Source organism: Vibrio sp. 10N.286.48.B8 (assembly GCF_003050085.1).
Lineage (GTDB): Bacteria > Pseudomonadota > Gammaproteobacteria > Enterobacterales > Vibrionaceae > Vibrio > Vibrio crassostreae.
In genome coordinates this window covers 570,663-586,477 of sequence record NZ_PIGD01000001.1, presented here as the reverse complement: position 1 = coordinate 586,477, position 15,815 = coordinate 570,663, and the positions used below count along the sequence as shown (strand labels likewise).

Genomic DNA, 15,815 nt, shown 5'->3' with positions numbered 1-15,815 from the left:
CGTCAGTTGTTAACTTTGTATAACGGGATATTAAGCGAGAATACCATGCCTGACGGCTCCAACTGGGCTGCACTGATCGAGCCGTGATACGCTTCAATAATCCGTTTAGATATAGAGAGTCCAAGCCCTAAACCTTCAGGCTTAGTGGTGAAAAACGGGTCAAAAAGTTGTTCAAGCTTGTCGGCAGACATACCAATTCCGTTATCCCAAATGATCACCTGACACATGTCTTCATGCAGTTGCCATTCAACGCCTATCTGTGGAATAGCCTGTTGGGCTGCTGTTTGTTGAACTGTTGTTTGTTGGAGCAAGGTTTGTTGATCTATGGCTTGCTGCTGAAGAGCTTGAGTCGCGTTGTGAATCAGATTCACCAGCACTTGTTCGAGCTCGGTCGGATGAATCGCGATATTAATGTCATCTGGTACCGTGCTTAACCTGAGCGTGATGCCTTGCTTGATCATCAGTGCGCTGAGAATACTGGTGGCATTGTTGACCGCTTGATGCAGGTTGGCTACATGATGCTCTTGTTTGGTGACCTTGCGAGTAAAGACTTTGAGTCGCGCGATGATGTCGGTAATGGTGTTGTTTAGGCCAATCATTTTCTCAAGATTACTTTTCACCAAATCGGTTCGTTCCATTTCAAGCAGTTTTAAGCTGTTCTCGCTGTAGGTTCTGAGTGCTGCAAGTGGTTGGTTGATTTCATGATTAATGCTGGCTGACAGCTCACCAAGTACCGCTAATTTCGCAGTTTGTGTCAGCTCTTTTTCTGTCTGCTTTAACTTCAACTGCGACTCTTGGTATTGAAAGATGGTTTGTTGCAGCTGTTGATTGGATTGCTTCAAGTAGTGAGTCCGTTTATCAACGGTTTGCTCTAAGTTTTGGTTGAGTCGGGTCAACGCCACTTTCGCTACGTAGGTTTGGCGCCATGACCAAGCAATAAGCATCACCAAGCTGTAAATCACGACGAAGATGACATCGATCTGCAGTACTTTTATAAGCTCAGCCCGGGTCTCTTTTAGTGCGACCACTTGGTACTGATTGTTACTGACGGCAGCTGGGTAAAGATTAAAAGTACCAAGCTTGAATAACTGGTTGGCCGTGAGCTCTTTTTGGATTTGGTTGGATTGAAGGTTGTTAGATCGATTAGCGTTAGCTTCTGGTTGAGAGCTTGAAGAGCGAAATACTTCGATGATCGAAATTTCGCTTTGACCGTATTGGCGTTGAAGTGAGATATCCGTTTGTTGTTGCTGCGTTAGTGGCAACAATGAATGGTAAAGCCACGGAGTTTGGCTTGATAGAAATACCACTTGGTTAGAGTCGAGTACCACAATCTCAAATTCGTCGCTGGTTAGGATGTTTTCGAGGTTCTCTAAGCTCACTTTTACGGTGATAACACCAACAATGTCATTCTCAACATACAGCGGTGAAGATAGAAAGTAACCGCGTACATTCGAGCGGGCACCCAGTGCGACGTAGTGTGTGTTGTTACCTTGAATGGCAGAAGCAAAGTAGGGGCGAAACGAGAAGTTCTCACCCACAAAGGTGCGAGGCTTTTGATAATTACTGGAAGCGACCACAGTACCACTTGGGTCATGGATATATATAGTGTCGGCCTGGCTTTGATTTGACCATTCAAACAGCAATTGATTGAGCTGAGCAGCGGAAATCTTGTCTGTTTGCGGTGATGAGTCAAAATAAGAAAGCAAGCGCGGGTCATGACTGAGTAAGTTCGGGATCTGTTTGAATTTGTCCAATTCAGAATCAATTTGTAGGTTGGCTTTATTGGCCGCTTCATTGAGTTGCTGAGTGACGATTTTTTCTTGGAACTGTACTGCCATAAAGTGGGTTGCGGTCAGCCCTGCTGCTCCCAGTAACAACGAGAATAAAACAAAAGGAGTCATTAGGTTAGGCAGTATTTTGGTCACTTGGATCTCTGCTTGTCATCGGTTTGTATAAAGATTATCAATATGATGGATAGAGTACCGAGATCTTGTTAACACCGAACAGCTTCTGTGAAACAAAACCATGGCTGAGACTTGTGTTTCAAAGGATTACAGCGCAAAATCACAAAAAAATTGAAAGGAGCAACCAAATGGAACTGACAGATATTCGTCGCGAATACGCTAAGGGTGGATTGAGACGTAAAGACTTGGCCGCAGACCCGATTGAGCAATTCAATCTATGGCTAGAGCAAGCCATTGAAGCGAAGTTGACGGACCCTACTGCCATGACAGTTGCTACGGTTGATGAAAATGGTCAGCCATTCCAACGAATTGTTCTGCTGAAGAATGTTGATAAAGACGGGTTCGTTTTTTACACCAACTTGGGTAGCCGTAAAGCGCACCAGCTTGAGCACAACAGCAAAATCAGTTTGCACTTCCCTTGGCATCCACTTGAGCGACAGGTTCATATTACGGGCACGGCTGAAAAGCTGACGGCTATGGAAAATATGAAGTACTTCTCGTCACGTCCAAAAGAGAGCCAATTGGCCGCGATTGCAAGTAAGCAGAGTAGCCGCATCTCAGCTCGTGGGATTTTAGAAGGTAAGTATCTAGAGCTTAAACAGAAGTTTGCTAAAGGAGAGATCCCAGTGCCTTCTTTCTGGGGTGGCTTCCGAGTTCGTGTCGATAGCATTGAGTTCTGGCAAGGTGGTGAACACCGCTTGCACGACCGTTTCTTGTTCTCTCGCCAAGACAACAGCTGGGATATTGATCGCCTAGCGCCTTAGGCTGCTTGATCGCTTAGCTGTTAACCGATCCAAAAATGCCGTTGATGAGACTTATCAACGGCATTTTTTTGTCTGCATTTTCAGTTGAACAGTAAATCAGTCACTGTGCAGAACAACGGAGATCTGTTTTTTGAGCAGAGTTTCTGGGATCACTGAGCCTAATCCTGAGTCCAATGCATACTCTATTAACTGGCTTTTACTACGTGCATCAAACTTCTGTTTCAATCTAGCGACATGACCTTCGACCGTTTTGATTGAAATGTTTAACGTCGACGCGATGTACTGTGGTTTCTTGCCGAAAAGCAGTAAGAACAGCACTTCTGATTCTCTCGAAGTCAGCCGCTTTTGCAGTTTAGACACGCGCGGCTCTGACCCCGCAAGCGATGCCTGATTGCCTTTTGTTCCTGTTGCCTGACAAACCCAATGACCGACCTCTAAGATCGCGGTATCGGTAAGCTCTTGGCCATAGAAGATGGTGCCTTGGACGTTGTCGTCGTCATCAAGCCAAGGGGTTTTAGTAAAGATATGGGCGTGCCAGCGTCCGTCTGGATAAGGGTGAATATCGAGGATCTTAAGGGTACTGCGTGTATCCATCACATGTTTGTCTTGAGCTCTGAAATCTTGTGCGCACTCAGTGGTTTGACTGGGCATGTCGAAGTCAGTCAAGCCAGTACAAGTCTCGCCCTGTTTTAAGCCGATCAATTGGTTGTAAGCAAGGTTGGCGTACACGAAGACCGAGTCAGTATCTTTGCAGCCCCAGCAGCCTGGAAGTTGCTCGAATAAAGAACGATGTATGGAGTTGAGTGGATCTGGCAATGTTTTATCTCGCAATCAGAGGTATCACAATGATATCAGTTTCTTATAGTGCTGCAATGGCCATTTGAGTTTGAACTCTACACGAGAAGTAAAGGGTGAATATCAGTTGAACGGACTGCTGACTAACTGTGTCAATCTCGGAGAATCGATGGGCATAAAGGGTAATAAACAGGCAAAAAAAAGCCAGCCTGAAGAGGGGCTGGCCAAAGACAAGATATGCCTTGTCGACATGTAGAAGATTTTCAGTTTAATTTACGAGGGTCAGGTAAATTAAACTGAGGCATCAATTTGATACCCAGAGTGACTTACTACTCTATCGACGAATCTACTCCTAGGAGTGCTTATGCATAAGGGGGGAATTCCCCTATAAATGCTGTTCAATGTGATAATTGAGAACCTAGAGTAAATATTTAAGATTTTGCTCCTGTTATTGGGAGCCTATAGATCTCTTACTACTCGGAATCCTAGATAGTTAGCTGCGGTTGAAGGTGGTACGTACAGTTCGTTATACACTTTCGCTTCTTCAGGAGAGAAGCTCCACGCGCCACCTTTCGCTAAGCCTTTCTGAGCGGTTGTCCATTCCCATACGTTACCCACCATGTCGTAGAAGCCTGTTGGCGTTGGCAGGAATGACTTAACTGGAGATGTGCTAACGTTTGACCAAGGTGTACCCGCCCAGCCTGTATTGGCTTTGCCAGAGCGGAATTCGTTGCCCCACCAGAAGTTGGTGTCTTGGCCTGCTCTTGCTGCAGCTTCCCACTCTTGTGGCGTTGGCAAACGGTAATTGAAGCCTGTGTTTTTAGATAACCAACGAGTATAAGCTTTGGCATCATTTTGGCTAACACAAACGACCGGCGAGTTATCTGCTTGCTTAAAGCCTGGGTTCTGCCAGTCATTGTCTGAAACGGTTGTGATCTCTGCATTGACGAACGTATCGCAGGTGTTCATCAGTTCTGCGTCTGTCTGGTAGCCTGTGCTTTCAACGAATGCTTTAAAATCTTGAACACGAGTCGGAGTTGCGGCTAATGCAAATGGCTGTTTGATGGTCACTTGCTTGGCATTGTTTTCACCCAGCAGGTAGCGACCAGATCCAACCACAATCATTTCAGGGCTCTGAATGTCGTTACCCATAGGGTCGGCAAACTTAGTGCCGACATTCAATGAATTCTGTTTGGCTTGTAGTACGGCTCTTAGGTTTTGATCGCGGGCTATCTTCAGCTCTTGATGGAAAGAAAGGTAGCCTTCTTTTTCGATCGTGACCATGTGCTGGCCCGTTGGCAACATTACTTCAACCGGTGTGCTGCCATAGTTCACGCCGTTGATAGAAACATTGTCGTTGTATTGATTGGAACGCACCACCAAGTTAACCCAAGCGACTTCTTTTTGCTGGTCGTTGGCTTGTTGCTCGCTTTGCGTGAAACAGTTTGATGATTGAATACCAAGCAGACGACAAGGTGTGTTCTTATCTGGGCGTGTTTCTAGGTTCGCCGCAATCACCGCTCGGTAACGGTTATCTTCAGAAAAGCCAGAGGATTTCACTTTGTGTTGCAGAACATGAATATTCAGCGAAGCAGACGCAAGGTGTTCTTTCACTGTGTTCGATTCAGTCGCGTTATCTACCAGACTAAGTTGGAACTGTTTTACCGCTTTTTGCAGTGCCAAGGTCACCGTTTGGTCTGAACATTGCGCCAGTGTCATATCGCTGCTGCAACGGTTAGTAAAGCTCACTGTTTGCTCTTCCGTCTGAGTGATCTCGTTTCTTAGTCGCTCTGCTCTTGCTCTTAGCTTGTCTTGATTTAGGGTTGCGATTGAAGCTTCTGCCGTCGCTTTCTCGGCTTGAATAGCCTCAAGTTCCATCACCAAGCCTTGCTGCTTCTGCTCAGAGTCTGAAATCGCAAGCTTGCCTTCTTTTACTGTTTTCCACGCGTCTTGGAATAGGCTTTGAGCTGGCGAGATGTCGAAGTCGGGCTCATCAATCATGCGCGTATAATCTTGCTCTAGGCTGGCTTTCGCTTTTGCGAGTGTTTGCTCAGCTTGAGCTGATAACTTGGTTAGACGTGCCGTTTGTTGCGCTTGATTGTCGACTTCATTTTGTTTGTCAGCCAGTTTCTTCTCAACAGCCGTTAAGTCGGCATGCTTTTCGAATAGTGAGCTTTCAATATCGGTGACAGAAGGCGCGATCGCTGGTGGTGTTGCTTCTGCGAAAACAGCAGGAGTCATTAGGCAGGGAGCAAGTGCAAATAGTAGAGTAGGAAGACCTTGGCGCATGATGGGCTACTTCAATCGTAATTTAGGTTAATCGAATATTCTAAACGAGAACGCCATTTCGTCTGCAGCTACTGTTTATAACGACTATACAAGGTTATAACGATCATACAGTTTATAACTATCAACAAAATGGCGAGTGTTCATTCAGCTTTGTGAAATAGGCACGGCTATCTGATATAGAGCTAAGCGTTTATATCGGCTTAGCTCTATGTAGAAAGGGTGTTTAGCTTTCTTTGCTAGGAAGAAGCTTAACCCAAATAGTGTCGCTGCCGTTGATGGTAACTGTGCGGTTGTAAGACTCGTAACCTTGTTTTGAAATGGTTACTTGGTGACGACCGCTTGGTAGCGCAACCTCAAGAGGCGTGCTGCCGTACTTAATGCCGTTGATGGTTACTGAGTCGTTGTACTGATCAGAACGTACCGTCACGTTAGCCCACTGTTTGTCACTCTTCTTAACGACCGCAGCGTCACTGCCTGTTAAGCAGTAGCGAGTCGAAACATTCAATAGGTTACATGCTGCAACTGCTTCAGGTTTTGCTTGAAGCTGAGCTTGCATCTGCATGAAGTAAGAGTTGTTACCAGAGAAACCACTCTTGATTGCTTGGCTGTCTTGAACATGGATGTTCAGTTGAACACCTTGCAAGTTTTGCTTCGCTAGTGTGCTTTCTGTGAGCTGCTCAAGTAATTGGCTCTTGAACGTTTGCACGGCTTTCTGATTGGTTAGGTGTTTACCCTGTGCAGTACACTCACCCAGTGTCATTGTTGATGAACATGTGGTGGTGTAACTGGTTTCAAGAACCGCACTTTCACGCAATTCTGTCGCGATACGTTTTACACGAGCTTCAACTTTTGACTCTCTCAAGTTTGCTAGCTCATTATTCAGGCGAGCTTGCTTTTGCTTGATTTGAGAAAGGTGAATTTCGCTCTCGTTCATCGCTTGTTCGTTATCGAGCTGAGCCGATTGATTCTCTTTAACCGCAGCCCAAGCGTCTTGGTAACTTTTCTGGAAAGAGACCAAATCCGTTTCTGGATCTTCAAGCAAGCGACTGTACTGTTTGTCGAGTACAGACTTGGCTCTGTTGCGTTTTGCCTTAAGTTCTTCACCTTCGCGTAACAACTTGCTGTTCTTGTTTTGAAGTTGTTTTAGGTTTTCAGTCGCCGATACTTTGGTTGCTGAAATACGCTCAATATCTGAGTTTTTCTCTGTTAGCTTTGCATCGATAGCTGAAACGGGATCGACTTGATTCAGTTCTTCAGCTGATACCGATGCAGATACCCAAAGAGGGGATAGCGCAAGTAAAAGCGCTGAAATTCGAAAGTTAGTCATAGGTCCCTGCAACTTGTAGATTGAAATTGGCTCGTTAATAAAGTGTCTACTTCCTAGTTGTGAGTCACTAGTTATTAGCAATTAACACAGTACCCGTCTTTATACCGTTTTATTGCTATCCAATCTACTCAAAAGCCAAGTTTCGGTACTTCGGATACACTTTTTACAGGTTTATAGCCAATTATTTGAGCTATATAAGAAAATTTATTCATTATGTTAGAGCGGTGAAGCATTTATTGATGACATGGTTTTTCGTGCTTGAATGCTTGTGAAGCCCCTAAACTTGCCGGAACGATTGGTTTTACAATGGCCGTAGTTTATACACTCTTGATCATCTTTCCGGAGGCATGATCAAGACGATCGCGGTGATGATCTTTTGTTTGAGGTCAGGAAATGACTCTCATGATCATTTACAAATTCATCTTGTGCAGATTTCAGAGTATTATTCTTACTATGTTGACCTGAGTACTTTGCTGTCATGCCAAAACCTTTACCCTTTCCAAACCTAGATTTGTCTCCGCTAGGCCTTACTGGCCCTCGTCCCGCAGAGATCATTACCTTGCCTTCGCATATGGATTGTCATGATCACCATTATTCTCAGGTGGTGATTGGTCTAAAAGGTCAGGCGGAATTTGAAGTCAGCGGTAAGGGTAATCTTGTCGGTCCAGGGCAAGGATGTGTGGTGACAGCAAGCTCTGATCATGCTTTCGGTGGTGTGGTCGGTCAGTCGGATATTCTGGTACTTAACATGCCTGTGCCGAGTGACGACGACCCTCTGATGCTAGAGAAGATTAACCAGCTAGAGTCATCAAATGTCTACTTCCAATTAGACGCGCAAATTCAAAAACTTATCCATATGTTGGTACAAGAGATGCAGGCAAGCCCTGATGATCTGCTATTAAGCCGTGCCTGTAATGATACGGTGATCGCATTGATGCAAAGACACATCTCGGCGTTTGAAACCTCAATCAAAGATTCGCGTTTCGACCTTGAAGCTCTGGATCGTTACATCGAGCAACACCTCGCGAATAAGATCTCAGTCGCGCAGCTTGCAGGCAGCGTGTTTTTGGGCGAAAGCCAATTCCACATGCTATTCAAAGAGCAAATGGGCATTACTCCTCACCAGTATGTATTAGGTAAGCGTATCGACCGCTCTCGCCGCTTGATCGAACAAGGTAATCTGAGTCTTGGTCAGGTTGCAGAATTGGCCGGTTTCTCCGGTCAATCTTCCTTTACTCACACCTTTTCACGCCTTCAAGGCATGTCACCATCCCAATACAAAAAGAAAATTTCTGTTAAATAGTGAAACAAAACGGCATATTATTTTAAAGTTTCATATGTGACGTTGTGTTTGTTTTGTTAATAAAGCGAGTTTTTAGCAAAAAACTCGGAGTTTTTGACAAGTAATCCTTATATACTCTAAATACACTGCAGCCATTGTAGAGATCCCCGGGCTAATTCCGGGTGTGAGATTAAGGAAAACGCATGTTTACAGCTACTGATGTGTTAAAGCCAGAATTCAACGAGCAGCCGCTTGCTGATCTATGGTCGCTTATCTCACCATTATATATGGTGGATGAAACCCAATGGCTAGAGCAACTTCTGCCACTAGCTACCCCTTCTGAGTCTGAAAAGCAGCAAATCACAGAGAAAACGACATCATTGATCGAGGCTATCCGTGCGGATAAGACTTCTATCCAGATGATCGATGCACTGCTGCTTGAATACAGCTTAGATACTCAAGAGGGCATCTTGCTGATGTGTCTGGCGGAAGCCTTGATGCGTATTCCTGATTCAGCAACAGCTGATGCACTGATTCGCGACAAACTGAGCGTTGCGGACTGGAAGTCTCACCTTAAGAATTCTGATTCGGTGTTTGTGAACGCATCCACTTGGGGCCTAATGTTAACGGGCAAGGTGGTTGGACTTTCATCTAAAGAGCAGAGTGCAGGTCAAGCGGTTAACCGTTTAGTGAACAAGCTTTCTGAGCCTGTGATTCGTAAAGCGATGCACCAAGCGATGAAGGTGATGGGTCACCAATTCGTTCTTGGTCGCAGCATTGCTGAAGCGCAGAAGAACGGTAAGTCTATGCGTGACAAAGGTTTTACCTACTCATACGACATGCTAGGTGAAGCGGCACTGACTACAGCTGACGCAAACAAATACTTCAAAGATTACCTAATGGCGATTGAAGCTGTAGGTCGAGACACGTATGTCTCTTCAAAATCGAGCCCTGCGCCATCGGTATCTATCAAGCTTTCTGCGCTTCACCCACGTTACGAAGTAGCGAACGAAGACCGCGTACTGACTGAACTTTGCGACACGCTAGAGCAGTTATTGCGCCGAGCAGTAGAGCTCGATGTTGCGATTACGATTGATGCTGAAGAAGCGGATCGCCTAGAGCTTTCTCTTAAATTATTCGAAAAACTGTACCGTACTGATCTTGTAAAAGGTTGGGGTAAATTTGGTCTGGTTATTCAAGCTTACTCAAAGCGTGCACTTCCGGTTCTAGTATGGCTAAACCGCCTAGCGAAAGAGCAGGGTGATTTGATCCCGCTTCGCTTAGTTAAAGGTGCTTACTGGGACAGCGAAATCAAATGGTCGCAACAAGCGGGCTTTACTGATTACCCAGTTTACACACGCAAAGAAGCGACAGACGTGGCTTACCTTGCTTGTGCTCGTTACCTGTTGAGCCCAAGTGTTCGTGGCAATATCTTCCCGCAGTTTGCGAGCCACAATGCTCATACGGTTTCTGCTATTGCCGTAATGACCGACCATAAAGACTTTGAATTCCAACGCTTACACGGCATGGGTGATTCTCTTTACAACCATGCGATGGAAGCTTACCAACAGTCGGTACGTATCTACGCGCCAGTTGGCAGCCATAAAGATCTACTGCCATACCTAGTACGTCGCTTGCTAGAAAACGGCGCAAACAGCTCGTTTGTACACCGTCTAGTTGATGCGCGTTGCCCTGTGGCAGAGCTGACTCAACATCCTGTCGATATGCTTCTGGCGTTCGATACATTGCACAACACTAAGATTCCTCTGCCTCCAGCGGTATTCCCTGAGCGTAAGAACTCTTACGGTGTGAACATTGATATTGAAAGCGAAGCGCATCAGTTTGAAGAGCAAGTAAAAGGCTTCTTAAACAATCAATGGACTGCGGGCCCTGTGATCAACGGTGAATCTCTTGCCGAAAGCATGATCAAGGCTGATCAGAACGTTGAGCAAGTGACGGCACCTTATGATCGTCGTATTCATGTGGGTCAGGTGGCTTTCGCTAACCTTGATCATGTTTCCGCTGCGATCACTGGCGCAGACGCAGCATTCGCTGATTGGAACGCAACATCGGTTGAAACCAAAGCGGCGGTACTTGATAAGTTAGCTGACTTGATGGAAGACAACCTCGCTGAATTGGTGGCGATTTGTCATCAAGAAGCGGGTAAGACAATTCACGATAGTGTTGATGAAGTACGTGAAGCCGTCGACTTCTGTCGTTACTACGCTAAACAAGCTGACAATCTACAAGGTTTCGAACTAAAAGGTTTTGATGGCCAAACACGAATCGCTTCTCGACAAGGTCGTGGTGTGTTCGTCTGTATCAGCCCTTGGAACTTCCCTCTAGCGATTTTCCTTGGCCAAATTACAGCAGCACTAGTGGCGGGTAATACTGTTGTGGCTAAGCCTGCCGAGCAAACAAGCTTGATTGCTGCTCGTGCGTTTGAACTGATGAATGAAGCGGGCTTCCCTGCTGGCACCATTCAGTTACTACCGGGTCGCGGTGCTGAGATCGGTAGTGCATTAACAAGCCATGATGCGATTGCGGGCGTAGCCTTTACTGGTTCTACGCCAACGGCACAGCGTATCAATGTGTCATTAGCCACTCGTAACGCTAAGCCAGTTCCGTTTATTGCGGAAACAGGCGGCCAGAACGCGATGATCGTCGACAGTACTGCACTGCCTGAACAGGTAGTTCGTGATGTGATTCGTTCAGCATTCGCTTCAGCAGGTCAACGTTGTTCTGCACTACGTGTGCTTTACATCCAAGAAGACATTGCAGACCGCGTGGTTGGATTGATTCACGGTGCAATGGACGAGCTGAGTGTTGGCATTCCACACCTTCATAAAACCGATGTTGGCCCTGTTATCGACCAAAACGCGAAACAGAAGCTAATGGCGCACTTAGAAAACATGACCAATACCCAGAAGAAGGTAGCTCAGCTTTCTCTAGGTACGGATTGTGAACATGGTGATTTTGTTCCACCGAGTGCTTTTGAGATTGATGACATCAGCTGCTTGAAAGAAGAACAGTTTGGCCCAGTGCTACACATTGTTCGCTTCAAAGCGAGTGAGCTAGCGCAAGTGGTAGACCAAATCAACCAAACGGGCTTTGGCTTAACCATGGGTATCCACAGCCGTAACGAGACAACTTACCGTTGGATCGAAAAACACGTTCGTGTGGGTAACTGCTACATCAACCGTGACCAAGTGGGCGCCGTTGTTGGTGTTCAACCATTTGGTGGTCAAGGCTTGTCAGGTACTGGCCCTAAAGCGGGTGGTCCTCACTACCTATACCGCTTTACTGATGTTCATTTCTCTCAATCACAAGACAAGGCATAAGGAGCATTATCATGGTTCATCAAGTGACAGGTTTTTCTGATGCTTTGCTAGCGTGGGAACAATGGAACCTTACAGACTTTGATTACAAGAGTGCTCAGGTACTTGCGCTGAAATCAGAGATCGAAAGTCAATCTGCGCCTTTGGCGACGGTGGCGACTTATCATCTAGAGCAAGCGTCTGCGCTACTTTCTGAACATCACCTAATGGCAGGTCCTACGGGCGAAACCAATGAGTTGTATGCCGCTGGCCGCGGTGTGGCTTTGGTGATTGTTGATGATTGCGAAGAGAAAGTGCCAGCACTGCAAACTGCAATGGCTTTGATTACTGCTGCGCTATTGGCAGGTAACAGCGTTCAATTGTGCAGTGATGATGTGCAGTTCAATACCTTAGTTGCAGACGCAGCTAAGTCGGCGAACTTGCCAACTAACTTGGTGCAAGTTGCCTCGTATGACGCTGCTCAACAGTTGTTGTCTTGCGATGTACGTAGCGTGGGTTACGTGGGTAACTCGCAAACGGCACAAGCTATCAATTTACAGCTTGCTAAGCGTGACGGCGCAATCGTCGGTTTAGTAGCTGAAACGGATCTGGCGACAATGAATGTTGCCAATGATCCACACCTATCGCTGCGCTTCATTACCGAGCGTACGCGAACTATAAATATAACAGCCGTGGGCGGTAACGCGACCTTGCTCGAACTTGGAAGCGAAGCTCACTAACCTTCAGTAAAATTGGCTCTAAGCACTTTTGGTTCTTTCCAACTTTGGTTTTCACCCTCTTTGGATTTAACTGATAGTGCTTTGGAGCCTGAATACCTAACTCAATGCACTTGCTTGCCTTTACGGTGAGTGCCTTGCATTGAATTAGGCATGGAAGGCTTTCTACAAAATGAGGACTATCAAATGATAGAAAACAGTTTTGCAATAACGACGACGTTCATTGCGTATCTAATTATGATGCTAGCGATCGGTGTTATTGCTTACAAACGTACATCTAACTCAACTGACTACTTCCTAGGTGGTCGTTCGTTAGGCCCATGGCCTGCTGCACTTTCTGCTGGTGCATCAGACATGAGTGGTTGGTTGCTACTTGGCCTGCCTGGTTACGCTTACGCTGCTGGCTTTGAAGCATTTTGGCTTGCTGGTGGTCTACTTGTTGGTACTTGGGCAAACTGGTTAATCAGTGCAAAACGTCTACGTACTTACAGCATTACGACTGAATCACTGACGCTGCCTGAGTTCCTATCTCGTCGTTTCAATGATAATTCTAAGCTGATCCAAACAATTTCTGCTTTCTTTATCCTTTTATTCTTCCTTTTCTACACAAGTTCAGGCTTGGTAGCGGGTGGTAAATTGTTTGAAACGGTATTCGGCCTAGATTACACAACTGCGGTAATTATCGGTACGGTATGTGTGGTTTCGTACACCCTGTTTGGTGGTTTCCTTGCAGTATCTTGGACGGACTTGGTTCAAGGTCTGCTGATGTCTGCTGCGCTATTGATTGTACCAATCGCAGCAATGAACGGTGGCCTTGGTCAACTATCGACTGACCTACACAACATCAACCCAGAGCTTCTAACGCTATGGAATGATGCGAAAGGTGAGCCGCTTTCTGCTATCGCGATCATCTCGCTAGCGGCATGGGGTCTAGGTTACTTCGGTCAGCCACACATTCTTGCTCGTTTTAAAGCAACACGTACTAATAAAGACCTAACAACAGCGCGTCGCATCGCGGTGGTATGGACTGCACTGTCTATGGTTGGTGCAATGCTGGTTGGTCTTGTTGGTCTAATCTATGTGACGAACTCTGGTGCACCTAAGCTAGACGATGGCGAGAAGATCTTCATGCTTCTTGTAAACGCGATGTTCCACCCAGTAATTGCAGGTATCCTACTGGCTGCAATCCTAGCGGCAATCATGAGTACTGCGGATTCACAACTTCTTGTTTCTTCATCTGCGATGGCAGAAGATCTGTACAAGCAAGTTCTGAAGAAAGACGCAACGTCAGAAGAGATTGTTCGTGTAGGCCGTTTCGCGGTTATCCTAATCTCTCTAATTGCACTTGTGCTAGCGATGACGCCAGACAGTTCAGTTCTTGGCCTTGTATCTTATGCATGGGCTGGTTTCGGTGCTGCATTTGGTCCAGCTATCGTGTTGAGCCTATACTGGTCTCGTATGAACCGTAACGGCGCTCTAGCGGGTATCGTGGTTGGTGGTGTTACGATTGTACTTTGGAAACAGTTCACGGGCGGTTGGTTCGATGTTTACGAAATCGTACCGGGAATCATCCTATCGACTATCTCTATCGTTATCGTGAGCCTAATCACTGGCGAGCCAGAAGACGAAGTTAAGAAGCAACACGCTGAGTTCGAGAAGAACCTCGTTGAGCTAGACTAATCCCAATGACTATCGGTTAAAAAACAGCCGAATTTACATTGTAAAACTTAGAGTAATAAATAGGGTCACTTTGGTGGCTCTATTTTTTTATGTGAGTACGACCTTTGTCTTATTTCAAATTAAGTCTATTCGAGGTTTTCTGATGTTGAAATTGGGGTTTACAATGTAAATCGAAAGCGTAGGATCTTGAGCGAGAAATGAAAGATCAATCTTGTTGATCGCGTTTGATGTCAAAAAAAAAAATAGAAAAGTGGCTGTTTTTTGAACTTAGCGCTCACTTTTGTCATTAGCTCGGTGAATTGTGGAACCGAATTGGACATGATGTGTCAATTGTCAGTAACCACTAAAGACCTATAGGACAAAGGTATGCCTGATCTCTATTGCAAAGGATGTAAAAAAACAACACTACATAAGTCTATAATGAAACGTTGTGAAACAGAGCCCGAGACAGCCTCTGGCCGTATGATGCAATGGACGTCAAAGCTATTTAGTGGAAACCTGTACTACGATATGGAAACTCAGCACTTCTGCCGCACGTGCAATTGCCGCTGCGAAACCGGAAGTACTGTTCCCCAAGTTGGTTTAGCCTAACCCATAGTAAGTGCTTACTAACTTGATTCAAAAAACCTCCGTGTTGGGAGGTTTTTGCGTTTCTAGGCTGCTTTGAGTGCAAGTTCAGTTTCAATGGCATTGCCATCAATCTTCACATCCCAACCATAGTTTGAGTACTCATTTGCTAGTGCTTGAGCAACATCTTTTGATACCGTTACGTATGTCCATGAACCAATACCGTAAGGTTTATATGCGAGTTCTTGCGTTTTCATAATAGAGTCATCCTTTCTCTTTGATAATTCTATTATTCACTCTGGCCTATATCCTTTCTTTCGTTTCCGGCTCAACTTATTTGTTAATCGGGTCATTTCTATAATAATTTGTTAATAATCAGAGTTTGATTTATAAGCTCCATTATCTATTTGTATTTATTTATATTTGACGTGAATGCCATGCGTGCATTTAGTTTTTTAAATGTGTGAGCGAGGTTTTCTTCGATTGCTCTAGGTATGGAATATACTGAGCGGAATTTAGAATGTTTAAGGAATGTTATGTCTCAGCATCAACTTGATCGTATCGATAAAGAGATACTACGAATTCTGCATATGAAGGGGCGTTTGCCTGTTGTTGAACTTGCAAAGCAGGTTAACCTCACGACGTCACCTTGCTCTGACAGGCTCAAGCGATTGGAGAAAGAGGGATATATCACAGGCTATCATGCTGAGCTTTGTTCAGAAAAGTTGGGACTCGATGTCCAAGTTTTTATCCATATTCGTCTCGACCAGACTAGCTTTTCTATTTTTGATAAGTTTGCCCAAGCGGTTGAAATGATGCCCGAGGTGGAAGAATGTTATTCATTGTCGGGAGACTTCGATACCATGATCAAGGTTCGAGTGAAAGACATGAAGGCGTACCAAGCGTTTATGGCAACAAAGTTAGGTACCTTGCCAGGTGTGATTCAGACACGCAGTGAGGTCGTGATTGAAGAGCATAAAAAGGGCTTTGGTGTTAACCCTGAATTGTTGGCAACCTTAAAGTAGGGCACCGGTTTTACTTCAAGCGTGTTTGTTTAGATATAAAAAATGGAAGCCAATAAGCTTCCATTTTT

The 15,815-nt window shown here is 45.4% G+C and carries 11 protein-coding genes; 6 read left to right on the top strand and 5 right to left on the bottom strand.

Annotated features, from left to right (window positions below; all coding sequences use genetic code 11):
* Window positions 1-2 precede the first annotated feature (2 nt).
* Window positions 3-1,925, bottom strand: coding sequence for an ATP-binding protein (locus CWO08_RS02400; RefSeq protein WP_108019752.1), 1,923 nt, complete (start codon window positions 1,923-1,925; stop codon window positions 3-5).
* Window positions 1,926-2,092: 167 nt separating this feature from the next.
* On the opposite strand from CWO08_RS02400, the gene pdxH reads away from it, so the two are divergent.
* Window positions 2,093-2,728 carry a pyridoxamine 5'-phosphate oxidase gene (pdxH, locus tag CWO08_RS02395; RefSeq protein WP_017061203.1) on the top strand — a complete coding sequence of 212 codons (636 nt, stop codon included), beginning with the start codon at window positions 2,093-2,095 and terminating at the stop codon, window positions 2,726-2,728.
* Between the two features lie 96 nt (window positions 2,729-2,824).
* Here pdxH and CWO08_RS02390 read toward each other — a convergent pair whose 3' ends face one another.
* The 3 genes from CWO08_RS02390 to CWO08_RS02380 all read right to left on the bottom strand — a co-directional run bounded on the left by CWO08_RS02390 (window position 2,825) and on the right by CWO08_RS02380 (window position 7,139).
* The gene (locus CWO08_RS02390; protein WP_048664436.1) at window positions 2,825-3,559 is read right to left on the bottom strand and encodes a helix-turn-helix transcriptional regulator; all 735 of its coding nucleotides are present in this window, start codon (window positions 3,557-3,559) and stop codon (window positions 2,825-2,827) included.
* A gap of 423 nt (window positions 3,560-3,982) precedes the next feature.
* Complete coding sequence (locus CWO08_RS02385; RefSeq protein ID WP_108019750.1) at window positions 3,983-5,812, bottom strand: SUMF1/EgtB/PvdO family nonheme iron enzyme; 1,830 nt, start codon at window positions 5,810-5,812, stop codon at window positions 3,983-3,985.
* A 223-nt stretch (window positions 5,813-6,035) separates the two neighbouring features.
* The gene (locus CWO08_RS02380; RefSeq protein WP_055319250.1) at window positions 6,036-7,139 is read right to left on the bottom strand and encodes a PEGA domain-containing protein; all 1,104 of its coding nucleotides are present in this window, start codon (window positions 7,137-7,139) and stop codon (window positions 6,036-6,038) included.
* 478 nt (window positions 7,140-7,617) lie between these two features.
* Here CWO08_RS02380 and CWO08_RS02375 point away from each other — a divergent pair, with 478 nt between their 5' ends.
* The 4 genes from CWO08_RS02375 (at window position 7,618) to putP (ending at window position 14,155) form a co-directional block, all read left to right on the top strand.
* Window positions 7,618-8,442 (top strand): AraC family transcriptional regulator, encoded by an 825-nt coding sequence (locus CWO08_RS02375; protein WP_048660513.1) that lies wholly within the window; start codon window positions 7,618-7,620, stop codon window positions 8,440-8,442.
* 182 nt (window positions 8,443-8,624) lie between these two features.
* On the top strand, window positions 8,625-11,762 hold the full coding sequence (putA, locus tag CWO08_RS02370; protein ID WP_108019748.1) for a bifunctional proline dehydrogenase/L-glutamate gamma-semialdehyde dehydrogenase PutA: 3,138 nt from the start codon (window positions 8,625-8,627) through the stop codon (window positions 11,760-11,762).
* An 11-nt stretch (window positions 11,763-11,773) separates the two neighbouring features.
* Entirely contained in the window at window positions 11,774-12,478 is a 705-nt protein-coding gene (locus CWO08_RS02365) for a 1-pyrroline-5-carboxylate dehydrogenase (protein WP_019823311.1), read from the top strand.
* 150 nt (window positions 12,479-12,628) lie between these two features.
* On the top strand, window positions 12,629-14,155 hold the full coding sequence (putP, locus tag CWO08_RS02360) for a sodium/proline symporter PutP (protein ID WP_170960787.1): 1,527 nt from the start codon (window positions 12,629-12,631) through the stop codon (window positions 14,153-14,155).
* Window positions 14,156-14,808: 653 nt separating this feature from the next.
* On the opposite strand, the gene CWO08_RS23910 is transcribed toward putP, so the two are convergent.
* Entirely contained in the window at window positions 14,809-14,979 is a 171-nt protein-coding gene (locus CWO08_RS23910) for a hypothetical protein (protein WP_165886738.1), read from the bottom strand.
* A 279-nt stretch (window positions 14,980-15,258) separates the two neighbouring features.
* On the opposite strand from CWO08_RS23910, the gene CWO08_RS02350 reads away from it, so the two are divergent.
* Entirely contained in the window at window positions 15,259-15,747 is a 489-nt protein-coding gene (locus CWO08_RS02350; RefSeq protein ID WP_004732526.1) for an Lrp/AsnC family transcriptional regulator, read from the top strand.
* Window positions 15,748-15,815 lie beyond the last annotated feature (68 nt).

What these genes read in the sequence shown, in the direction of transcription:
- CWO08_RS02365 (WP_019823311.1), top strand. Translation starts at nt 11,774, where the DNA reads ATGGTTCATCAAGTGACAGGTTTTTCTGATGCTTTGCTAGCGTGGGAA.
- CWO08_RS02385 (WP_108019750.1), bottom strand. Translation starts at nt 5,812, where the DNA reads ATGCGCCAAGGTCTTCCTACTCTACTATTTGCACTTGCTCCCTGCCTA.
- CWO08_RS02350 (WP_004732526.1), top strand. Translation starts at nt 15,259, where the DNA reads ATGTCTCAGCATCAACTTGATCGTATCGATAAAGAGATACTACGAATT.
- putA (WP_108019748.1), top strand. Translation starts at nt 8,625, where the DNA reads ATGTTTACAGCTACTGATGTGTTAAAGCCAGAATTCAACGAGCAGCCG.
- putP (WP_170960787.1), top strand. Translation starts at nt 12,629, where the DNA reads ATGGAAGGCTTTCTACAAAATGAGGACTATCAAATGATAGAAAACAGT.
- CWO08_RS02380 (WP_055319250.1), bottom strand. Translation starts at nt 7,139, where the DNA reads ATGACTAACTTTCGAATTTCAGCGCTTTTACTTGCGCTATCCCCTCTT.
- CWO08_RS23910 (WP_165886738.1), bottom strand. Translation starts at nt 14,979, where the DNA reads ATGAAAACGCAAGAACTCGCATATAAACCTTACGGTATTGGTTCATGG.
- CWO08_RS02375 (WP_048660513.1), top strand. Translation starts at nt 7,618, where the DNA reads ATGCCAAAACCTTTACCCTTTCCAAACCTAGATTTGTCTCCGCTAGGC.
- pdxH (WP_017061203.1), top strand. Translation starts at nt 2,093, where the DNA reads ATGGAACTGACAGATATTCGTCGCGAATACGCTAAGGGTGGATTGAGA.